13 protein-coding genes are annotated in these 22,705 nt (G+C 72.7%); 5 read left to right on the top strand and 8 right to left on the bottom strand.

The annotated features are described in order from the left end of the window. Positions 1-4: 4 nt before the first annotated feature. The 5 genes from ACWA7K_RS08520 to ACWA7K_RS08500 form a co-directional block, all read right to left on the bottom strand. Positions 5-1,861 carry a DUF1800 domain-containing protein gene (locus ACWA7K_RS08520; RefSeq protein WP_456167536.1) on the bottom strand — a complete coding sequence of 619 codons (1,857 nt, stop codon included), beginning with the start codon at positions 1,859-1,861 and terminating at the stop codon, positions 5-7. Then, positions 1,848-2,477, bottom strand: coding sequence for a glutathione S-transferase family protein (locus ACWA7K_RS08515; RefSeq protein ID WP_456167534.1), 630 nt, complete (start codon positions 2,475-2,477; stop codon positions 1,848-1,850). The genes ACWA7K_RS08520 and ACWA7K_RS08515 overlap by 14 nt, the downstream gene beginning before the upstream one ends. 68 nt (positions 2,478-2,545) lie before the next feature. Beyond that, positions 2,546-2,965: an ester cyclase gene (locus ACWA7K_RS08510; RefSeq protein WP_456167532.1), complete on the bottom strand. Its 420-nt coding sequence runs from the start codon at positions 2,963-2,965 to the stop codon at positions 2,546-2,548. 43 nt (positions 2,966-3,008) lie between these two features. Further along, positions 3,009-3,944 carry a glutathione S-transferase family protein gene (locus ACWA7K_RS08505; protein ID WP_456167530.1) on the bottom strand — a complete coding sequence of 312 codons (936 nt, stop codon included), beginning with the start codon at positions 3,942-3,944 and terminating at the stop codon, positions 3,009-3,011. Positions 3,945-4,007: 63 nt separating this feature from the next. Then, positions 4,008-4,766 (bottom strand): SDR family NAD(P)-dependent oxidoreductase, encoded by a 759-nt coding sequence (locus ACWA7K_RS08500; protein ID WP_456167528.1) that lies wholly within the window; start codon positions 4,764-4,766, stop codon positions 4,008-4,010. Between the two features lie 249 nt (positions 4,767-5,015). Between ACWA7K_RS08500 and ACWA7K_RS08495 the strand changes: the two genes are divergently transcribed. After that, complete coding sequence (locus ACWA7K_RS08495) at positions 5,016-6,245, top strand: CaiB/BaiF CoA transferase family protein (RefSeq protein ID WP_456167525.1); 1,230 nt, start codon at positions 5,016-5,018, stop codon at positions 6,243-6,245. Positions 6,246-6,580: 335 nt separating this feature from the next. On the opposite strand, the gene ACWA7K_RS08490 is transcribed toward ACWA7K_RS08495, so the two are convergent. Both ACWA7K_RS08490 and ACWA7K_RS08485 read right to left on the bottom strand, forming a co-directional pair. Then, positions 6,581-8,632, bottom strand: a complete 2,052-nt coding sequence (locus ACWA7K_RS08490) for a S8 family serine peptidase (protein ID WP_456167523.1) — start codon at positions 8,630-8,632, stop codon at positions 6,581-6,583. A 112-nt stretch (positions 8,633-8,744) separates the two neighbouring features. Further along, positions 8,745-9,929: a hypothetical protein gene (locus ACWA7K_RS08485; protein ID WP_456167521.1), complete on the bottom strand. Its 1,185-nt coding sequence runs from the start codon at positions 9,927-9,929 to the stop codon at positions 8,745-8,747. 269 nt (positions 9,930-10,198) lie between these two features. Here ACWA7K_RS08485 and ACWA7K_RS08480 point away from each other — a divergent pair, with 269 nt between their 5' ends. The 4 genes from ACWA7K_RS08480 to recD are packed head-to-tail and all read left to right on the top strand — an operon-like array spanning position 10,199 to position 21,209. Next, a complete protein-coding gene (locus ACWA7K_RS08480; RefSeq protein ID WP_456167519.1) occupies positions 10,199-11,197 on the top strand; it encodes a helix-turn-helix transcriptional regulator in 999 nt (332 codons plus the stop codon). A 29-nt stretch (positions 11,198-11,226) separates the two neighbouring features. Next, positions 11,227-15,036, top strand: a complete 3,810-nt coding sequence (gene recC, locus ACWA7K_RS08475; protein WP_456167517.1) for an exodeoxyribonuclease V subunit gamma — start codon at positions 11,227-11,229, stop codon at positions 15,034-15,036. Continuing rightward, positions 15,029-18,958: a UvrD-helicase domain-containing protein gene (locus tag ACWA7K_RS08470; RefSeq protein ID WP_456167515.1), complete on the top strand. Its 3,930-nt coding sequence runs from the start codon at positions 15,029-15,031 to the stop codon at positions 18,956-18,958. Before recC ends, ACWA7K_RS08470 begins: the two co-directional genes overlap by 8 nt. Continuing rightward, the gene (gene recD, locus ACWA7K_RS08465; protein WP_456167513.1) at positions 18,945-21,209 is read left to right on the top strand and encodes an exodeoxyribonuclease V subunit alpha; all 2,265 of its coding nucleotides are present in this window, start codon (positions 18,945-18,947) and stop codon (positions 21,207-21,209) included. Before ACWA7K_RS08470 ends, recD begins: the two co-directional genes overlap by 14 nt. Before the next feature lie 177 nt (positions 21,210-21,386). Here the strand turns inward: recD and ACWA7K_RS08460 are convergent, their stop codons facing one another. Continuing rightward, positions 21,387-22,577: an ABC transporter substrate-binding protein gene (locus ACWA7K_RS08460; RefSeq protein ID WP_456167511.1), complete on the bottom strand. Its 1,191-nt coding sequence runs from the start codon at positions 22,575-22,577 to the stop codon at positions 21,387-21,389. Positions 22,578-22,705: the final 128 nt, after the last annotated feature.

Genomic DNA, 22,705 nt, shown 5'->3' with positions numbered 1-22,705 from the left:
GGGTTCAATGCAACTGGTAATCCGGGCTGCTCAGCATCACGTGCAGCAGCGTGCGCAGTCCGTCTTCCATGTAGGTGCTGGCCCGCGCGACGCGCTCGGTGCCCCACTGTTCGGTCAGGAAGGCCGACCAGGCCGCGCGGTCCGCCGCGTCGACGGAAACGCTGAAGAAGCGCTGCGCGAGCAGGTCCACCACCTCGGTGCTGGTCTGCGCGCCGGAGGTCCGCACCAGCCCGGCCAGGTCGATGCGGGCCAGCGTGCGCGGGATCGGCGTGATGACCTCGACCGCCTTCTGCCAGCCCTTGTAGCTGCCGTAGCGGGTGTTGAAGTCCTCTTCGCGATCGAGCTTGCGCGAGGCCTCGGACATCATCGCCTCGCCCATCGCGGTGCTGCTCTCGGGCTTGGTCGCCGCGCCGATGTCCAGGCCGCGGCGGATGCGTTCGTGGACCGCCCGCACCTCGGGGCCGACGGTGATCAGCGGCTGGCGGTCGTTGGCCACGGCCATGAAGTCCGGGAACATCAGGTCGCGCACGAAGTTGCCCCGGTCGATCAGCAGGCCCGGCGTGATCCAGGCGCGGCCCTCGGCCCAGCCGGCCACCGTGGGCGGATGCAGCAGGTGCTGGCCGAGCGCGCGTGTCACCTCGTTGAAGTCGGGCATGCCCGGCACGCTGCGCAGGCCGAGCTTGCGGTAGGTCGACACCACCAGTTCGACGGGCCCCTTGATGCGCGTGCCGACCGAGGCGGCGCTGTAGAAATCGCGCGACAGCAGGATGGTCTCCATCAGCGGCGCGAGTTCGTAGCGGTTCTCGCGCAGCACCGCGCCCAGGCGCTGGCCCAGCGCGGGTGACGGGTCCTGACGGACGAAGTGGGCGTAGAGCCGGCTGGCGACGTAGTCGGCCGTGCGCGGCTGGGCCAGGATCAGGTCGATGACCTGCACGCCGTCGTAACGCCCCTGTTGCCCGAACACCGTCTTGACGCCGTCATCGTGCTGATCGGCATTCACGACGAACTGCAGGCCGCGCGTGTTCCAGCCGGTGAAGGCGCGGGCAGCCTCGCGGATGTCGCGTTCGCCGTAGTGGCCCACGCCCATCGTGAACATCTCCAGGATCTCGCGGGCGAAGTTCTCGTTCGGGGCGCCCTTGACGTTCACGCCCGCATCGAGGAACGCCAGCATCGCCGGGTCCTGCGCGACCGCGATCAGCAGCGTGCGGAAGTTGCCCAGCCCCTGGCGCTGGAACAGCTCGACCTGGCGCAGCATCTTGCGGTGGTCTCGCACCTTGTCCTCGTGCGTGGCGAAGTGGCCGTGCCAGAACAGCGCCATGCGCTCGACCAGCGGCCGGCGCGTCAGCAGCATCCGGTTGGCCCACCAGTGGTCGATGCGGTTGCATTCCAGCGCGCTGGCGCGCAGCCAGAAGAAGAACTTGTCGACCACCGGCTGGATCGGCCGGTTGCCGGCCGGCTTGACCTGCACGCCGATCGCCTCGCCGCGTGCCTTGGCGGTGTCCGATGCGATCGGGCGCGTTTCGGGGAAGGGGTCGATGCCGTCGTCCGGAATGCCCGACGGCACGAAGGCCGGCACGGCAGGATCTTCCGGCCCGGTCGGCCGCACGAGGGCCTGCACCGCTGCGCGCGGGCCGGCCGCGAACGCGCGGTCGATCTCGTCGGGCAGGGCGCCGAAGCCGGTGCGCTCCAGCAGGTGCGCGGCGCGTTCGCGGGTCCAGTCCGATGGGGTGATCGGCCGCAGGTCGTCGACCCAGTCGTTCGGGGCTGGTGCGGCGGTCGTGGCACCGCAGGTCAGCGCGATGCACAGCGCCGACGCGACGCGCCAGCCCGTGCGTGGCAGGAGGCGATCAGGCCGGGACATGCGGCATCGTCGTGCGGAACGACTCGCGCGAGCGCCAGGCCTCGGCCAGCGCCTTCAGACCTGGCGTGGCCGGCAGCCAGGGCTGATCGGCGTAGCGCAGCTGCTGGTAGTCGTACAGCGTCACGGCGGTGATGACGTCGATCGTCGGCGCACCGCTGCGGGCGAAGTCGCCGGCCTGGGCTTCCAGGCGCTGCATGCCCTCGACCATCGAGCGGCGGCGGCGCAGGCCGACGGGGGTCTCGTCGAACAGCGCCGGTGCCGTCACCTTGCGGGTGATGATGGTGATGACCGAGGCCTCGATCGCACCCATCGCGATGCCCGCGCGCGACAGCACGCCGGCCACGTCCGCGACGCCGGTCGCCGGCACGATCAGGCTCGGCCAGTCCGGCGCCGGACGGGTCGCCTCCAGCCACTGCACGATCAGCATGGCCTCGGTCAGCGGCTTGCCGTCGTCCAGCACCAGCGTGGGCACGCGGGTGGCGGCGTTGGCGGCACGCAGGCGCGCGTCATCGGCCCAGGGGTCGACGATGACGGGATCGAGGGCCAGGCCCTTCTCGATCAGCGCGACCCGCGCGATGCGCACGAAGGGCGAGGTGGTGTTGGCCAGCAGTTGCATCGGGCGACTCCGGTGGTTCGGCGCGAACGTGGGACAGGAAAGGCGCGGGGTGGCTCGCGACGTGAGCCTCAGGCCGGCAGCGCGCCGAGCTGCTTGAGCATGCCCAGGTTGTCGAGCAGGGCCCAGTGTTCGACCAGCACGCCGTCGCGGATCTGGAACAGGTCCAGCACGCCGATGTCGATCTGGCGGCCCGACGCGGGCATGCCACCGAAGTCGCCGGTGTGCGTGCCCTTGACGCGCAGGCGCACCAGCACCTTCTCGCCCTCGGCGACGAAGTCCTCCAGCGGCAGCTCCATGTCCGGGAAGGCCGGCAGCAGCGCGTCGTGCAGCTGCGTCACGCCTTGCGGGCCGCGCACCTCGAAGGGCAGGCCCGGGTCGTGGCGGACGAAGTCGGCGGCGATGTGGCGCTCCATCCAGGCGGTGTCGCGGGCCAGGAAGGCCTTGAAGTAGTCGCGGCAGATCTGCTTGTTGGTCTCTTGGGTGCTCATGGCTTGTCTCCTCTCGGGGTCAGGGTCGGGGGCAGGATCGTGTTCAGGCCGCGACGACGTCGAAGCCCAGTCGCGGGAAATGGATGTGCAGGTCGCCGGCCTGCGGGTCGCGGCGGTGGATGACGAGCTCGCTGGCGCTGGCCGCGACCAGCCGGCCGCTGACCGGCACGCGGGCGTTGTCGTCGGGCGTGACGACGACCGGGCAGCCGGCCTTCAGGCCGCCCGGGTCACCGTCCGGGTCGAGGTGGGTGACGGCGGCCGGCGACGCGGCGCGGGCGATCTCGAAGGCCTGTTCGGCGCTCATCGTCTCGGGCTGGCCGTGGCCGTAGCCGACGATGCGGTCGTACCAGCCGCGCACCGGCGAATCGGGCGTGATGCCAATCTGCGCGTCGACCTCCGGCGGGCAGTTCTTGCGCAGCAGGAAGATCGTCTGCCAGCAGGCCAGGTCCGCCGCGCTGGGCGCATCGCCGAACAGGAAGGGCCGCTTCGCCAGCGCCTGCGCCAGCCAGCCGATCTGGGCCCGCACGAAGGACAGGTGCTGGGCCAGCTGCGGCGCCATCGCCTCCTGGCTGATGTCGATCATCAGGTAGCCCTCCTTGCGGTCCTTCAGGAACTCGGGCGGGATGTGCTGGCCGATGTGGTGCACCAGCACGCCGATGGTCGGGATCCACATCTGCCGTTCCCACGCGAAGCCCAGGCCCTGCGCCACACCTTCACTGCCGGCCGGGTAGAGGCTGGGCGTCGTCGGCGTCAGGCGCTCCAGCGCCGGCAGGATCACCTGCGTGTCGCAGTAGATGTCCGCACCGACCTGCAGCACCGGCGCGCGCCGGTAGCCACCGGTCAGCGGGCTCAGCAGCGGGCGCGGCGGCAGGCCGGCGATCTCGACCGAGCCATAGGCCAGGCCCTTGTAGCCGAGCGCGGCGCGGACCTTCTCGGAGAAGGTCGAGAACGGGTAGTGGTGCAGGATCAGCTGGGTCACGGTGTTGTCTCCTCGGGGTCGATTCAGGTCGATCTCTACAGGGCGTCTGTTCAACGCGTGGGGTCAATACATGATGTGGCCGCCGTCGACCACGATGGTCTGGCCGCTGACGAAGGCGGCCAGGTCCGACAGCAGGTAGAGGGCCGTGCCGACCAGGTCGTCCGGCCGCTGCTCGCGGCTGATCGCCCGGGCCTTCAGGAAGCTCTGCTGCCACTCGATCGGGCGGTTCTTCGTCGCATCGGTCAGCACGAAGCCCGGGGCGATGACGTTGACGCGCACGTTGTGGGCGCCACATTCCTTGGCCAGGCCCTTGGTCATCGACAGCACCGCGCCCTTGGTCGCGACGTAGTGCAGGTAGCCCGGCTGGCCGGCCACCGCGACCACCGAGGCGATGTTGACGATGGCGCCGCTGCGCTGCTGTCGCATCGTCGGCATGACCGCCTTGCAGCATTGCCAGACGCCCTTGACGTTGACCGCGAAGATGCGGTCCCACTGCACCGGATCGAGGTCCTCGAAAGGCGTCAGCTTGACCTCGCGGAAGTAGGCCGCGTTGTTGACCAGGCCGTCGATGCGGCCGAAGCGTTCGACGGCGGCACGTGCCATCGCCTGCACCGATTCGTTGTCGGCCACGTCGACCCGCACGCCCAGGGCCCGACCGCCAACCGCCTGCACCGCTGCGATCGTCTCGTCGGCCGTGTTCATGTCGGCCACGACGACGTTGGCGCCCTGTGCGGCGGCGCCGACCGCGAAGGCCTGGCCGATGCCGGTGGCGGCGCCCGTGACGATGATGGTGCGGCCGGCGAGGAGGTCGTACGTGCTCATGCGGGAATCCTGGAGGTGGGGCCTGTCGGTGCAGGCGGTCATGACGGTCGGACGCGGCGGCGTCCCTGGCGTCGCAATGTCGCGGAGCCCGCGCGGCCTGACCATTTCAAAGTCGTGTATCCAGCCTTGCCGGCGCCGCAACGGGCGCGTTGCGGGCGGGTGAATGCTGGATACACGCAAAAGCAATTCCGCCCGGGCCGGGCCGCTTTCCACAATCACCCTCGATCACAGACCCGGAGTAGCCCGCCCATGTCCAGCAGCCCAGCGTCCCGTTCCCACGAGCCGAGCCCGTGCCCGCGCCCGCTCGACGGCATCCTCGTCGTGGCGCTGGAACAGGCGGTGGCCGCGCCCTACTGCAGCAGCCGGCTGGCCGATGCGGGTGCGCGCGTGATCAAGATCGAGCGCCGCGAGGGCGACTTCGCCCGTGGCTATGACCGCGCGGTGCACGGCGAGTCGTCCTACTGGGTCTGGATCAACCGGGGCAAGGAATCGATCGCGCTGGACGTCAAGGACCGCGCCGACCTGGCCCTGCTCGAACGCCTGCTGGCGCAGGCCGATGTGTTCATCCAGAACCTCGCACCCGGTGCGACCGACCGTCTCGGCATCGGCTCGGCCGCACTGCGCGAGCGCCATCCGCGCCTGATCACCTGTGACATCAGCGGCTACGGCGACGACGGCGAGCGGGTCGGCCTGAAGGCCTATGACCTGCTGGTGCAGGCCGAGAGCGGCCTTGTGGCGGTGAGCGGCGCGCCGGGGCAGGGCGTCGAATCGCTCGGCCGCATCGGCGTCTCGCTGTGCGACATCACCGCCGGCATGAATGCGCTGATCGGCATCCAGCAGGCCCTGATGCAGCGCGAGCGCACGGGGCGCGGCTCGGCCGTCAAGGTCTCGCTGTTCGGCTCGGCCGCCGAGCTGATGAGCGTGCCCTACCTGCAGACCCGCTACGGCGGCCAGGCGCCCGAGCGGGTCGGCCTGCGCCACCCGACCATCGCGCCCTACGGTGCCTTCACCTGTGCCGACGGCCGCGACATCGTCATCTCGATCCAGAACGAACGCGAGTGGGCCGAGTTCTGCCGCGTCGTGCTGCGCCGTCCGGCGCTGGCCCAGGACCCGCGCAGCGCCGACAACGCCTCGCGCGTGGCCCACCGCGCCTTCGTCGACGGCGTCGTCGCGGAGGTCTTCGCGAGCCTGCCCAGCGCTGCGGTGATCGACCGGCTGGTCGAGGCCCAGACCGCGTTCGCCAACGTCAACTCGGTGCACGACCTGATCGAACATTCGCAGCTGCGCACGCGGCGCATGCCGGTACACGGCCGCAGCGTCGAGGTGCCGGCGTCGCCGTGGGGCGTCGAATGGGAGTCGGCCAGCTACCCGGAAGCGCCGGCGCTGGATGCACACGGCGCGGCGATCCGGGCCGAGTTCGGCGAGGCGCCCGGGCCGGTGCCGGACGGGGCTCAGGACCCGGCGTTGTCGGTGCGCTGACCGGGCTCGGGGGGGACTCGACCTCGACATCGACCACGGTGTCGCAATCGCAGCCGATGCCTGCCGCGATCCAGCGCCGGGCGCGCCGGCTGATCCAGCCGGACAGCGGCCGCAGCACACGTGGCAGCACCTGGTCGGGGGCGCTCAGCAGGCCGCAGTGGTAGCGCTGCGCCGTGTCGCTCCAGCGCAGCGCGTCACAGGCGCCACGGCGGCGCAGGCTCAGCAGCGCTCCGACGGGGCAGGGCTCCTGCAGGCAGCAGACGCCGCAGCCGTTGCACGGCTGGCCCCAGGCCGGCTTGGCCGGTGCGGCCGGGTGGATGGCGATGACGATGCCCTCAGGCATCGGCCGCCCGCCGCAGCGGCTCGCGCCGCAGCCAGGCCAGCGCGAGGACCGCGGCGGCCAGGCCGAACAGCCAGCCGGGTTGCAGCGCGCCGCCACCGGACGACTGCGGCGTCGCCGTCCCGACCGCGACAGCCGCCTCGCCCGCCCGCAGCACCACCGTGCTGCTGGCCGATTGCGTGCCGTTGCTGACCGTCAGCCGGACCTTGACGATGCCGGTGGCCCCGATGGTCAGCGTCCGCAGCGACGGGATCAGCGGGTTGGTCTCGAAGCTGGCGATGCCACCGCCTTCGACGATGTCCCAGGCGTAGGTCAGCGTGCCGACGCCTGAACTGGCGTTGCGCGAACGTCCGCCGTCCAGCACCAGTGAGGTGCCGACGCCGATCTGGGTCGACGACGGTTCGATGTTGGCCACCGGCGGGCCACCGCTGATCGCCAGCGTGAGGGCCGCCGTCGCATCCAGCATGCCGGCACCGCAGGTCGCGGTGGTGCAGCCGCAGCGGGCCTGTGCCGTGCCGGCCGGTGCGGTGCAGGTGGCTTCCAGGCCGCTCGGAAAGGCCCGCGCGCTGGACGTCAGCCAGGCGGTGAGCTGGTCCGGCGTGGCGTCCGGCCTGACCGACAGCAGCAGCCCGGCGACACCCGCGACCAGCGGCGTCGAATAGCTGGTGCCGGCGGCCCGGTCGGTGGTGCCGTTGGTGTAGCCGTTGACGCCGGGCGTCTGGCTGCCCTTGTTGACCGTGCTCAGGATCGGGTAGAGACAGCTGAGCGTGACGCAGGCCCCGTCGCCGGACGGCGCGCTGATCGTCACGCGACTGCCCAGGTTCGAGAAGTAGGCCTTGTAGCCGTCGTGGTCCAGGCCACCCACGGCGATCACGCCGGTGCAGTTGGCCGGATCGCCGACCGCCAGGCCCTCGTTGCCGGCCGAGGACACGACGATCGCGCCGGCCGCGCGGGCCGCGGTGATGGCCTGCTGGTAGGTCGTCGAGCAGGTGGCCGAGTTGCCGCCCAGGCTCAGGCTGATGACGCGGGCCGGGTTGGCGTTGTCGGGCACGCCCGCGACACGCAGGCCGGCGGCCCAGCGGATGCCGTCGGCGATGTCGGACGTGTAGCCGCCGCACTTGCCCAGCACGCGGATCGGCACGATGCGCACGTGCCGGCCGCTGCCGGCCATGCCCACGCCGTTCTGGGTCGCTGCGGCGACCAGGCCCGCCATCTGCGTGCCATGCCAGCTGCTGGGCTCCACGGCGGCGCCGGCGCAGACGCTGTTCGGGCTGTTGGTCCGGTCGGTCGACGTGACCCAGTCGCCCGGGTCGGACGGATCACCGTCGCGGCCATCGCCGTCGTTGGCGACGTAGACGTCGCTGACGAAGTCGTAGCCCGGCAGCATCTTGCCGACCAGGTCCGGATGGTCCGGGCGCACGCCGGTGTCGAGCACCGCGACGACCACGTCGGCACTGCCGTTGCTGATCGTCCAGGCGTTCTCGGCATTGATCGCCGAGCGCAGCGTGGCATCTGGCGAGCGCAGGTACCACTGGCCGGCGGCCGGGCCTTCGACGCCGGTGCCGCCACCGGCCGCATAACGCGGATCGTTCGGCGCCGCGTGCTTGCGCGCGATCCGGTCTTCCTCGACGTATTCGATCTCCGGGTCGGCCGCCAGCCGACGCTGGACTTCGCGGCTGTCCTGACCCGCATCGACCAGCATGACCTGGGCGCCAGTGCCGACCGGCGGCCCGTCACGCAGGCTCAGGCCGTGGCGTTGCGACAGCGTGCCGGCGCGGCGCTGGGTGCTGTCGTCCGTTTCCTCGGCCTTGCTGCCGGCGTCCGCGCGACGGGCCTGTGCACGTCCTGCGGCGGCTTCGGCCTGGCGGTACTTCACGATCAGCCGCTGCGGCGCCTGGGCGCTGGCCGCTGCCTGGGCCAGTGGCTGCAGACCCGGTGACGCCATGACCAGCACGGCCGCGACGCCCAGCCACGCGAGGAGCCCGGGGTGACGGTGCGGTCGGCGGTCCGGTCGCAGGTCCGGAGAAGGCGAGGAAGGCAACGGCATGGGCGGGCGGAGGGGCGGGCAGGAGTCCGTCCAGTGTAGACAGCGCCCCTTGGCCATTCGTGACGTGCTGCCGCAGCTGTCACCGTCCGTCACCGGACGTTGTGTCGCGTCCTCAGGCGGCCCAGGGCAGGTTCAGCTGCACGGGGTGCGACGGCGGGATGCGCCGGGCGGTCAGGCCGTGCAGCAACGGGGTGCGGCGCGGCATGCGCACCGGCCGCAGCGCGTGAGCCGGCTGCAGGCGCACGCGGGCCGGGACGGGCTGCGCGACCTCGTCGGCATCCGGGTGGTTCAGCACGGCGGTGTCGCACAGGCCACGCTCGGCGGCACGTTCGACCAGCGCGGCGCAGGTGGCGGCATCGAGCTGCAGCGCCAGGCGGGTCCACAGCCGCAGCACCTCGGCATCTCGCCAGGCGTCCTCGATGGCCCAGCGGCGCTGCAGCGGGTCGGCGGCGTGGCCGGCTTCCAGCACGCGGGCCAGCAGGGCCAGGAAGAAGCGCTGCAGCGCGTCGCGCTGGGCGGCATGGGGCAGCAGCGCCTGCCAGCCCTGCAACCGCGCGGTCCAGCCGCTGCGCAACAGCATCCGGCTCAGCAGGGCCTGCAGCGCCTGCACCGGCTGCACCACACGCAGGCGGTTGGGCGGCAGCAGGCGCAGCGGCTGCAACGCGGCTTCCACATGCGTCGACGGGCTGACGTAGCCCAGCAGCGTCGCCAGGCGGTCGCGCTGCGGTGCGGTCAGGCCGGTGGCGATGTCGCCGCTCGTGCCGTACGCCAGCTCGCGCAGGTCATCCAGGTCATGGCTGTCCAGCACGGCGGCGGCGCGGCGGCTGAGCATCACGATCAGGCCGGCGTCGACGCCACGATCGCGGTCCAGCGTCACCAGCAGCGCGTCGTCCGGGTGGGGCGTGACGCTCGGGTCGGTCAGGGCGGCCAGGCGAAGAGGGCGGCGCGTCACCGGGCAGTGGCTGCTGTCGAGCCGGCCGACCAGGTGCGGCGTCACACGCGCCAGCTCGACCGCCTCGCCACGTTGCCAGGCCCGCAGCCGCAGGTGCAGCCAGCGCCGGGTGCGCAGGTCGGCCGGCCAGGGGCGGGCGGCGAACAGGGCCTCACCGGCCTGCCAGCCGCACCACAACGGGGAATCGGCGCGGGCCATGCCGTCGGGCAGCGGCAGGCCGTGGCGGGCGAAGTCGCGGCCGAGGGCGTGGGCAACGTCATTGGCGTCATCGGCGTGGTCGGTGGTGATCGAGCTGCGGGCGGCCATCGTGATCTCCTGCTGCGGCCGGGCGCCTTCGCCCGGCATGGAAAGCAGTCTCGGCCCCGGGTGGCTCAAGACATGAGCCACCCAGGAAGAACGGGCCGAACGGACCTGTGGCCAGGCCGCAAACGGTTGCGGGTTCAGACAGTCGCGGCAGGGCCCGCCCGGCTCGACCGTCCCCCCGGTCTGCGGGATGATGGGCAGGCTCGCAAGCGACGTGCGGGCCATTAACATGGATCGGGATCACCGACCGCGCGGGGCTCAGACGCTGAGCCACCAGGCCGCGACGCCGGACAGGGGAACGGAGAACGACGATGGACCGCACCGAACGCTTCTACAAGATCGAGATGCTGATCAAGAGCCGCGGCTCGGTCAGCTTCGCCGCGCTGATGGACGAGCTGGAAGTCTCGCGCGCCACCCTCAAGCGCGACCTCGACTACCTGCGCAGCCGGATGGACGCCCCGATCGTCTACGACCGCGACAGCAACGGCTACCGCTTCGAGCAGGCGACCGTGCGCGGCCTGGGCGGCAAGCCCCGCGAGGCCAGCCATGAACTGCCGGGCGTGTGGTTCAGCGAACGCGAGATTCATGCGCTGCTGACGCTGCACCACCTGATCCAGGGGCTGGACAGCGCCGGCATGCTGGGCCGCCATCTGGCGCCCCTGCTGGACAAGCTGCACGGCATGCTCGGCACCAGCGAGGGCGAGGCCCGCGAGCTGATGCGGCGCGTGCGCATCGTCCACCCGGCCCAGCGCCCGGTCGTCGGCAAGTTCTTCGAGCGTGTCGCCAGCGCGCTGCTGGAACGCCGCCGTCTGCAGATCACCTACTACAGCCGCAGCAAGCAGAGCGAGTCGCAGCGCGCCATCTCGCCGCTGCGGCTGGTGCACTACCGCAGCACCTGGTACCTGGACGCCTGGTGCCACGAGTCCGACGGCCTGCGCCGCTTCGCGCTCGACGCGATGCGCGCGGCCGAGGTGCTGACCCAGCGCGCCAAGGACGTCGCCATGAAGACGGTCGAGGCCGAGCTCGACGGCGGCTACGGCATCTACGGCGGCAAGGACGTCAAGCAGGCCACGCTGATGTTCAGCGCCGAGGCGGCACAGTGGGTCGCCAATGAACTCTGGCACCCGCGCCAGGTGCTCGAACCCCAGCCGGACGGCCGGTTGCGCATGAAGCTGCCGTACACCGACGACACCGAGCTGCTGATGGACCTGCTGCGCCACGGCCCCGACGTGCGGGTCGAGTCGCCCGCTGCGCTGCGCAACAAGCTGCAGCAGCGCCTGCAGGCTGCGCTCGGGCAGTACGCGGGTTGACGCATCGGCTGAAGGCCCCGCCGACCGCCGTGTCCCGCGACGACATCGCCCCGATCACGCCGGGGCTGCTGGTGCTGCAAGGCAACCGGCTCGAAGACCTGCTCGACGTCCTGCTCGACTGGCTGGCGCGCACGCCTCTCGCGCCGCTGGAGGAAGAGGTCCTGCTGGTCCAGAGCAACGGCATCGCCGAGTGGCTGAAGATGAACCTGGCGCAGCGCCGCGGCATCTGTGCGGCCACGCGGGTCGAACTGCCGGCGCGATTCCTGTGGCGCGCCTACCGGGCCCAGCTCGGGCGTGACGGCGCGCCGGCCCGGTCGCCGCTGGATGAAGGTCCGCTTGCCTGGCGCCTGATGCGGCTGCTGCCCGGCCTGCTTGACGATGCCCGCTTGGCGCCGCTGGCGCAGTTCCTGGCCGGACCGGTCGACGAGCCCGGCCGGGGCGGTGCGCCCGACCTGTCGCGCCGGCTGCAGCTGGCCCGCCATCTGGCCGACCTGTACGACCAGTACCAGGTCTACCGCGCCGACTGGCTGGCCGACTGGGCCGACGGCCGCGACCTGTTGCGCGACGCCGCCGGCATCGGCCGCGAGCTGCCGGCCGACCAGGCCTGGCAGCCGGCGCTGTGGCGCGCGCTGGTCGACGACGTGCGCCAGCGCCTGCCCGGCGAGGCCGAGGCCCGTGACGTGCTCGCGGGCATCCGCCCGGCCGTGCACCGCCGCTTCGTCGACGCGCTGGCCGACGGCCGACCGCCGCGCCGGCCCTTGCCGCGCCGCATCGTGCTGTTCGGCCACAGCCACCTGCCGGGGCAGACGCTGGAGGCGCTGGCCGCGCTGGCCAGCCGCGCCCAGGTCATCCTGGCGGTGCCCAACCCCTGCCGCTACCACTGGGCCGACCTGATCGACGGCCGCGAGCTGCTGCGCGCGCAGCACCGCCGCCAGCCGCATCGCGGTGGCGTCGACCTGGGTGCCATCAGCCTGGCCGATGCCCATGCGCAAGGCCATCCGCTGCTGGCCGGATGGGGCCGGCAGGGACGCGATTTCCTGCGCCTGCTCGACGACTTCGAGGAACGCCTGGGCGCCCACGAGGCCGGCGCGCTGCGCAGCCAGCTGCCGCGCGTGGACGTGTTCGACGAGGCACCCGGCGCGACCTGGCTGGCGCAAGTCCAGGCCCGCATCCGCGATGCCGTGCCGCTGCCCGAACACGCGGCGCTGAATGCCGAGGCGCCGTTGCCGCCGGACGACCGCTCGATCGCCTTCCACAGCTGCCACAGCGCCCTGCGCGAGCTGGAGGTCCTGCACGACCAGCTGCTCGACCGCCTGGCCGAGGTCCAAGGTTCTCTGGCGCCGCGCGACATCGTCGTGATGGTCCCGGACATCGAGGCCAGCGCGCCGCTGGTGCACGCGGTCTTCGGCGCGGTGCCGGCCGGCGACGCCCGCCACATCCCCTACGAGATCGCCGACCTGCGCCCGCGTGGCCGGCATCCGATGCTGCTGGCGCTGGAATGGCTGCTGCGCATCACCGAACAGCGCTGCACCGCCAGCGAGCTGCGCGAGCTGATGGAGGTCGCGCCGCTGGCCCGCCGCTTCCGCCTGGGCGACGAGGACCGCGTGGTGCTGTCGCGCTGGCTTGATGGCGCCGGCGTGCGCTGGGGGCTGGACCTGGAACACCGCGCCAGCCTGGACCTGCAGGCCTGCGGCGAGGCCAACACCTGGGCCTTCGGCCTGCGCCGGATGCTGCTGGGCTATGCGGCCGGTGACCTGGCGCTCGACGGCGTCACGCCGGACGACGTGACCGGCGAGCCGTGGCACGGCATCGCCCCGCATGCCGAGGTGGCCGGCCTGGGCGCCGCTGCGGCCGGGTCGCTCGACGCGCTGGTGCAGTTGCTGCAACGCTGGTGGCGCAGCGCCCGCGCGCCCGCCACACCGCAGGACTGGGCGGTGCGCGCCCGTGCGCTGCTGGCCGATGTCTTCCAGGCCGTCGAGGACAGCGAACGCGAGCTGATCGACGCGCTCGAAGCCGCCCTGTCGCGCTGGCTGGCCGACTGTGACGAGGCCGACTTCGACACGCCGGTGCCGCTGTCGGTGCTGCGCGAGGCCTGGTTGTCGGGTGTCGCCGAACCGGGTCTGCGCAGCCGTTTCCTGGCCGGCGGCGTCACCTTCTGCACGCTGATGCCGATGCGGGCGATCCCGTTCGAGGTCGTTGCGCTGCTGGGCATGAACGAGGGCGACTACCCACGCCGCGCACCGCGTGCCGACTTCGACCTGCTCGGCCTGCCGGGCCAGCGCCGGCCGGGTGACCGGGCCCGCCGCGACGACGATCGCATGCTGATGCTCGAAGCGCTGCTGAGCGCACGCCGCCACCTGATCGTCAGCTGGGTCGGCCGCAGCGTGCGCGACCAGAGCCCGCAGCCGCCGTCCGTGCTGGTCGGCCAGCTGCGCGACTACCTGGCCGCCGGATGGGGTGCCGAACGTCTGGCGGCGGCCACCACCGAACACCCGCTGCAGCCCTTCAGCCGGGCCTACTTCGAGGACGCCGCGCCCCATCTCGCCACGCCACTGGTCACCCATGCCCGCGAGTGGCGTGCGGTCCACGAGCCGCTGGCCGTGGCCTTGCCTCGCGTGGAGACGCCCGCGAGCGGCACGCCGACGGCGACTTTCGAGGTCGACCGCTCGCAGCTGCACGCCTTCCTGCGCAACGCCGCCCGCGACCACCTGTCGCAGCGCCTGGGCATCCAGCTGGAGGACCTGCGCGACGCCGCCCGCGAGGTCAGCCAGGACGACGAGCCGATGGCGCTCGACTCGCTGCAGGAACACCGCATGCTCGGCCTGCTGGTCGACCGCGCCGGCCAGCCCGACCTGGCAGGATTGGTCCAGCCGATGGACGACGAGACCGTCGCGATCACACCGGCCGAACGCGACGCGCTGCTCGACACGCTGCAGGCCGGCGCGGCCGATCTGCAGCGCCAGGGCCTGCTGCCGCTGGCCGGACTCGGGCGGCGCTGGCAACGGCGTTTCATCGACACCTCCCTGCCGCTGCTGGCGGCGTGGCGGCGTGAACTTGCTGCGCGCCCGCACCGCCTGCCGGCGCTGGCCTTGCGCCACACGATGGTCTGGGACGACGCCAGCGGCGCCCGCACCGAGGTCGAGCTGTCGGACTGGCTCGACGGGCTGCGCGGGGCGATGCCCGCCGCCGACACCGCTGGCGGCGGGGATGTGACGGTGCCCGTCTGGCTCGACCGCACGCCCGGCAAGCTGGTGCAGGGCGAGACGAAGAAGAAGGGCATCGTCGTGCACGCCGCGGCGCTGTTGCCGGCCTGGCTGGCGCTGATCGCGACCTGCGCCACCGGCCAGCCGCTGCGCGTCGTGCTGATCGGTCGCGACGCCCGTGTCGAGATGACCGCCCCCGATCCGGCCGACGCGCAAGCCGCGCTGGAAGCGCTGCTGCGCTACTGGGCGCTGGGCCGGCGCGTGCCGGTGCCGCTGCCCTTGCGCTCGGCGCTGGCGGCCTGCCGGCGCGTGCTGGAAGCCGAGCGCCTGCCAGGTCTGCCGTGGGACGACGAAGCCTGGGACGCCGTCGTGCAGGGCTACGACGGCAACGGCATGAGCCAGGGCAAGGGCGGCGGCATGAGGGCCGAACGCGACGACCCGTCCTGGGCCCGGCTCTACCCGGATGCCGAGGCGCTGCGGGCCGATCCGGAAGCCGTCCAGAAGGCGGCCGAGGCGCTGCTGATGCCGCTGCTGCGCTGGAGCCGCGACCCGACGCGGGTGCAGGTCACCGCCTTGCCGAAGCTGGTGGGCGACGCGGCCGACGACCTGGACGATGACGAGGACGGCGATGACTGAGCCGCAAGCCGTGCCGACCGGCGCCACGCTGCTCGACCCGCTGACGCTGCCGCTGCGGGGCAGCCGGCTGATCGAGGCCAGCGCGGGCACCGGCAAGACCTGGACCATCGCCGCGCTGATGCTGCGGCTGGTGCTGGGCCACGGCCGCGACGGCAGCGCGCCGCCGCGTGCGCTGGTGCCCGGCGAGATCCTGGTGATGACCTTCACCCGCGCGGCCACCCGCGAGCTGAGCGACCGCATCCGCGCCCGGCTGCTGGAGGCCGCCCGCTGCTTCCGCGACGAGCCCGGCCTGGCGCCGCCCGACAGGTTCCTGCTCGACCTGCGCGACGCCTACCCCGAGGGCCGCGAACGCCGCGAGGCCGGCCACCGGCTGGCGCTGGCCGCCGAGGCGATGGACGACGCGGCCGTGCACACCATCGACGCCTGGTGCCAGCGCATGCTGCGCGAACACGCCTTCGACAGCGCCCAGCTGTTCGACGAGGCGCTCGAAGCCGACGAGGCCGGCCGCCGCCACCAGGCCGTGCAGGACTACTGGCGTCAGGAGGTCTACCCGCTGACCGACGCGGCGCTCGACACCGTGCTGTCGCTGTGGCCAGACGTCGAGACGCTGGAGGCCCAGGTCATCGGCCTGCTGAACCGGCTGGACGCGCTGGAGCCGCCGGTCGACCTGCCGCTGCGCGACTGGCTGGCCCGCGTCGACGACGAACGCCGCGCCGAGCTGGCCGAGCTGAAGGCCGGCTGGGTCGACCGCATCGAGGACCTGCGCGGCTGGTTCACGGCCCGCCTGGCCGACCGGGCCAAGCCCTTCAACGGCAACAAGGTCCAGCAGCGCTACGTCGACAGCTGGTGCGACCCCGTGCGCGACTGGGCGACATCGCCCGATGCCGAGCGCATCGAGCTGAGCAAGACGGCTCGACAGCGTCTGACCCGGGCCGGATTCGACGATGCGCTCAAGCCGGACGTGACGCTGGACCCGCCGCCGGTGTTCGACGATCTGGCGGCGCTGCTGGACCGGCTCGACCAGCGCGCGCCGCTGCACCAGGCCCTGCAGCGCCACGCGGCCCACGCGATCGCGGCGCGGCTGGCGGCGCTGAAGCGCCGGGCCGGTCGATTCGGCTATGCCGACCTGGCCACGCGGCTGGACGCGGCGCTGCACGGGCCGCAGGGCGAGGTGCTGGCGCAGCGCATCCGCACGCAGTTCCCGGTCGCGCTGATCGACGAGTTCCAGGACACCTCGCCGCTGCAGTTCCGGCTGTTCGACCGCATCTACCGCAGCGCCGAGGACCGGCCCGAGACCGGGCTGCTGCTGATCGGCGACCCGAAGCAGTCGATCTACGGCTTCCGCGGCGCCGACATCTACAGCTACCTGCGCGCCCGCCTCGCCACCGCCGGCCGGCACCATGCGCTGGGCACCAACTACCGCTCGACGGAAGCGCTGGTCGCGGCCGTCAACCACGTGTTCGCGCAGGCCCAGGCCGAACGCCCGAGCGGCGCCTTCGCGCTGGGCCGCGACGGCCAGCAGGCGCTGCCCTTCGACCCGGTCCAGGCGCAGGGCCGTGATGACGCGCTGCTGCACGGCGGCCTGCCGATGCCGGCGCTGCAGGCCGGCTGGCTGGCGCAACGCCTGAACCAGCCCAGGCTGCGCCGGCTGCTGGCCGAACACGCCGCCGCGCAACTGGCGCTGTGGCTGTCGGACCCGTTGACCGGCTGGGCGGCAGAAGGCGCGACCCGGCCCGAACGCCGTCTGCGGCCCGGCGACATCGCCGTGCTGGTGCGTGACCAGCACGAGGCCGAGGCGATCCGGCGTGCGCTGGCGCGGCGTTCGATCCCGTCGGTCTACCTGTCGGAGAAGGACAGCGTGTTCGCCAGCCCCGAGGCCGCCGACCTGCTGCGATGGCTGCGCGCGGTCGACCAGCCGCTGGACGCCCGGCTGGCCCGCGCCGCCTATGGTTGCGTGACCTGGAACCTGCCGCTGGCCGAGCTGGCCGCGCACCTGGACGACGAGCTGCTGTGGGACCGCCGCGTCGCGCTGTTGCAGCGGCTGCAGCAGGTCTGGCACCGCCAGGGCGTGCTGACGCTGCTGCGCCAGACGCTGCATGCGCTGGCGTTGCCGCAGCGCTGGCTGGCGGACGAGGCGGTGGATCCGCTGTTGGACGTGGCCGACGGCCAGGTTGACACCGAGGCTGAATCCGCCTCCGCCTCTGCGTCTTCATCTTCCAGCCGGGGCGCCGAACGCCGCCTGACCAACCTGCTGCACCTGGGCGAGCTGCTGCAGGCCGCATCGGCGCGGCTCGAAGGCCCGGGGGCGCTGATCCGCTGGCTGGCCGCGCAGGTGCAGGGCGGCGGTCGCGACGGTGGCGGCCTGGGCGCGGCGGCCGGCACGCAGGCGGTGGTCAGCGACACCGAGGCCCATGTCGTGCGGCTGGAGAGCGACGCGCAGCTGGTCCAGGTCGTCACGGTCCACAAGTCCAAGGGCCTTGAATACCCGGTCGTCATGCTGCCCTTCGCCCACGCCGTGCGCGATGCCCGGCCGCGCAGCACCGAGCCGGTCGAATGGGTCGACGAACAGACCGGCACGCGCCACCTCGACTACCTGCGCAGCGCCGAGGCCGTCGAACTGGCCCGGCTGGAACGGCTGCGCGAGGACCTGCGGCTGTTCTATGTCGCGCTGACCCGCGCCCGCCACGCGCTGTGGCTGGGCGTCGGCTTGCCCAAGCCGCGCAGCAGCAAGACGGCGGCGCCGACGTCGGCGCTGACCTGGCTGTTGCTGGGCGGCACGCCGGACGATCCGGCGGTCGTCGGCGATGCCTTGCAGCGCTGGGCCGAGGCGCAGCCCGCCATCGCCGTGCAGAGGCTGGCCGGTTTGCCGTCGCGCCAGCCCTGGCGCGACACCCGGACCTTGCCGCCACTGCGGCCTGCGCAGGCCTACGAGGCGGCCTTCGAGCGCCGTTGGGGCATCGGCAGCTTCAGCGCACTGGTGCGCGACAAGCAGGACACGGTTCGCGCGCTGGACGCGGACCGGGCGCTGGCCGAACGCAGCCGCGACGAGTGGCGCGGCGCGGCCGGCGAGGGCGCTGTGGCGCTGTCACCCGCCAGCCCGCTCGCCAGCCCGACGATCCCCCGCAGCACCGACGCCTGGCACCGCTGGACCCGCGGTGCCCGTGCCGGCAACCTGCTGCACGACCTGCTGGAGTGGCTGGCCGACGAGGGCTTCGACCAGGCCGACGAACCCGGCGTGGCCGCCGCGCTGCAACGCCGTTGCCTGCGCGCGCTGCAGCAGGTCCGGCTGGCCGATGCGGGCGAGCCGGAAGACGAGGCCCGCGCGCTGGCCGCCTGGCTGCAAGGCCTGTTGCGCACCCCCTTGCCGCCGCTGGGCGCTGCACTGGCCGAGGTCGGGCCGATGCTGGCCGAGATGGAGTTCTGGCTGCCCAGCCCGGCACTGGACCCGCGCCGGCTCGATGCCATCTGCCAGCGTCACCTGCTGCTCGGCCAGCCCCGGCCGACGCTGGCCGCGCGCACCTTGCAGGGCCTGCTGATGGGCTATGCCGACCTGGTGTTCGAACACGAGGGGCGCTGGTGGGTGATGGACTACAAGTCCAACGCGCTCGGCGACGACGATGCCGCCTACACGCCCGCCGCGATGGAGGCCGCGATGCTGTCGCACCGCTACGAGCTGCAGGCGGCCCTCTACCTGCTGGCCTTGCATCGCCTGCTGCGCAGCCGTCTCGGCGAGGCCTACGACCCCGGACAGCACCTGGGCGGCGCCGTCTACGTCTTCCTGCGCGGCTGGCGCGGCCCGGCGGCGGGCTGTGTCCACCTGAAGGCCGATGCGGCCTGCCTGGCCGAGCTGGAAGCGGCGCTGGACGGGGGTGGCTCATCGAACGAGCCTGTCGAGCAAGGAGCGGCCGATGACGCAGCCTGACCTGTTCGCCGATGGGTTGGGGGCCGGGCAGGCCGGCGAGACCGACCTGGACGGGATCGACGCGGCGGCCGTGCTGGCCGAGCTGGCCCGCTGGGTCGAGGCCGGCTGGCTGCGCGCGCTGGACCTGGCGCTGGCGCGGCTGCTGGTCGAGCAGTGCCCGCAGGCCGATGCCGTCCTGCCGCTGGCCGCCGCGCTGCTGGCCCACAACGAGGGCCGGGGCCACACCTGCCTGCCGCTGGACGAGCTGCTGGCGCCGGCCGCCGCGTTCGGCGACCCGTGGCTGGCCGGGCCGATGGCGGCGCAGGCCGCGTTGGCGGCGCTGTTGCAACGTCTGCCGACCCGCGACCTGAAGGGCTGGCGCGCATCGCTGCTGGGCAGCGGCGCGGTCGATCCGGCGGTCGATCCGGCGGGTGAGCGCGACGGACACCACACCGCCGACGCGCCCGCGCCGCTGCTGCTCGACGGCCCGCGCCTGTACCTGCGCCGGCACTTCCGCGACGAGGTGGCGGTGGCCACGTCCTTGCGGGCGCGGGTGCTGCCTTTGGCAGACGTGGCGATCACGGATGTCCCCACGCCGGACTGGGTCCGCCCGTGGCTCGACCGCCTGTTCGGCGAGTTGCCGGCCGACCGCATCGACCACCAGCGGCGCGCCTGCGCGACCGCCTTGCGCGGCCGGCTGACGCTGATCACGGGCGGTCCGGGCACCGGCAAGACCTACACCGTCGCGCGCCTGCTGGCGCTGCTGCAGGCCGATCACGAGGCGCGGCAGCAGGCTCAGGCGATGAGCCAGCGCCGGCCGCTGCGTGTCGCGCTGGCTGCTCCTACCGGCAAGGCGGCCGCACGGCTGCAGCAGTCGATCCGCAGTGCGCTGGACAGCCTGCTGGCCAGCCTGCCCGGGGCGCTGGACTGGCAACGGCTGATCGAAGACACGGCGACCGCCAAGACGCTGCACGCGCTGCTCGGTGCGCGGCCCGACACGCGCCAGTTCGCCCGCCATGCGCAGCGCCCGCTGGAGGTCGACCTGCTGGTGGTCGACGAGGCGTCGATGGTCCACCTGGAGATGATGGCCGCGCTGCTTCGCGCCTTGCCCGCCGGTGCCCGGCTGGTGCTGCTGGGCGACCAGGACCAGCTCGCCTCGGTCGAGGCCGGTGCGGTGCTGGGCGACCTGTGCGCCGACGCGATCGACGTGCCGGCCGACCCGGCCCATCCGGTCGAGGGCGACTGGCTGGCCGCCTGCACCGGCCAGGTCGACACGGCCGAGATCGACCCGGCCCGGCCCGCCAGCGTGCTGGCGGCGCAGACCGTCAAGCTGCGCCACAGCCATCGCTTCTCGGGCGCGATCGGCGCGCTGGCGAAGGCGGTCAATGCCGGCGACGTCGCGACCGCCCGCGCCTGCGTCGGCTGGCCGCAGCGGGGGGCCGATCCGGACCAGGTCGTCAACGATGCGAGCGTGGCCGCGCTCGGCGGCGTCGACCCGGCGCTGGCCGTGCGCATGGCGCTGGACGGTCGGCCGGTCGACGCTGGCGGCGAGGATGCGACCGCTGCCGCAGCCGCCTCGGCCGGCTACCGCCAGATGCTGCAGGTGCTTCAGGCGCAGCGCCCGGACGCGCGATTGCTGGCCGACCTGGACGCCGATGCCCGGCAGGTCCAGATGCAGGCCTGGGCCCGCGAGGTCCTGCGCGCCTTCGACCGCAGCCGCCTGCTGTGCGCCGTGCGCGAGGGCGACTGGGGCGTCGCCGGCCTGAACGACGCGATCGTTGCCACGCTGCGCCGCGACGGCCTGATCGCGCGCCAGGGCGAGTGGTACGAGGGCCGTCCGGTGATGGTCACCCGCAACGATGCGGCGCTCGGCGTCTACAACGGCGACATCGGCATCGCGCTGCGCCAGCCGGTGCTGCGCTCAAGGGGTGGCGTCGGCGGGCCGGGTGGCTCAACGGATGAGCCAGAGCCGCTGCGCGTCTGGTTCCAGGACGGCGACCGCGTCCGCTCGGTGCTCGCCAGCCGCCTGAGCGCGGTCGAGACGGCCTGGGCGATGACGGTCCACAAGTCGCAGGGTTCGGAGTTCGGCCACACCGTGCTGGTGCTGCCCCCGCGCATCAACCCGGTCGTCAGCCGCGAGCTGGTCTACACCGGCATCACCCGCGCCCGCACCGCCTTCACGCTGATCGCCCCGGAGCCATCGGTGTTCGACGCCGCCTTGCAGCGCCAGACGCGGCGGGCGAGCGGGTTGAGGGGGCGGTTGCGGCGGTGAAGAGCCCGGCGGACACGGGGTGTCCGACCTACCGGACCACGTCGATCGGAGGACGAACGACGCCCCGCGCGACCGGGCTTCGATGCACCCGCAGACCGGCGCCGGGCCGCCCCAAGGCGGTCTGCGCAGCCCCCTTGGGGGGCGGTCACGCGTACCCGCGTGACCGGGGGCTCCAAGTCACATCTTGCAGCCCCGAGCCGGATCCGCCAGCCCCTTCGCGGCGATCCCCACGTTCTTGTTGATCTTCCCCACCACCTGCCGCAGGTAGAAATCCTGCACCGGGTTGTGCGCCTTGCTCAGCGTGTACGGGCCGCGCGGGCTGTCGATGCGGGCGGATTCCATTGCCTTGACCATCCCCTCGCGGTTCTTGATATCGCCCTTGACCGCCGCCAGGCCGGCGCCGAGCAACTGGGCCGCGTCGTAGCCCTGGACGGCGTAGACGTCCGGCTGCAGCTTGTAGGTCTTGGCGTACTGCAGGCGGAAGGCCTGGTCGCGCTTGGTGCCGAGGTCGTCGGCGTAGTGCAGCGCCGTCATGATCCCGGCGGCCGCGTCGCCCTGGGCGTCGAGCGTGCCGTCGGTCAGGAAGCCCGAGGCGTACAGCGGGATCTTGTCCTTCAGGCCGGCCGCCGCCCAGTCCTTGACGAACTTCACCGCGCCGCCGCCGGCGAAGAACACGAACACCACGTCCGGCTTGGTCGCCGCGATCTCGGTCAGCAGGGCCTGGAACTCGACGGTGGGGAAGGGCAGGTTCAGTTCCTTGACGACCTTGCCGCCGCCGCCCTCGAAGGCTTCCTTGAAGCCGCGCACGGTCTCGTCGCCGGCGGCGTATTTCCAGGTCAGCGTGACGGCGGTCTTGAACTTGCGTTCGGCCGCGACCTTGCCGATCGCGAAACCCGGCTGCCAGTTCGAGAACGAGGTGCGGAAGATGTTTGGCGCGCACAGCGGGCCGGTGATGGCGTCGGCGCCGGCGTTGGGCACGATCAGCAGCGTGTCGTTGTCCTTGGCGACCTTGGCCATGGCCAGCGCGACACCCGAGTGGACGGTGCCGACCATCACGTCGACGTTGTCGCGCTTGACCAGCTTGTTGGCGTTGTCAGCCGCCTTGGCCGGGTCGGACTCGTCGTCGACCTTGACGAACTCGATCGCCCGGCCGCCGAGCTTGCCGCCCTGTTCGTCGATGTACTGGCGGAAGCCGTTCTCGATGGCCACGCCCAGCGCGGCGAAGGTGCCGGTGTAGGGCAGCATCAGGCCGACCTTGATCTTTTCCTGCGCGACGGCCTGCAGGCTGAAGCCGGCCAGCGCGGCGGCGGTGACGGTGGCCAGCGCGATCGTGCGCAGGGCGGGGCGGCGGGCGGGGACAGGCGACATCGGACAGCTCCAGAAGAAGATGGCCGCGACGATGCCCCAAGCGGCCTTCCGGCGACATCCGGACTTGCTTGAAGTAGGTCTGCGGCAAGGCCAAAAAGAGACAGGCGGCGGACCCGCTGGTGCAGGGC

The organism is Leptothrix mechoopdaensis (SeqCode), from assembly GCF_053893855.1.
This window is presented reverse-complemented; position numbering and strand designations above follow the sequence as displayed.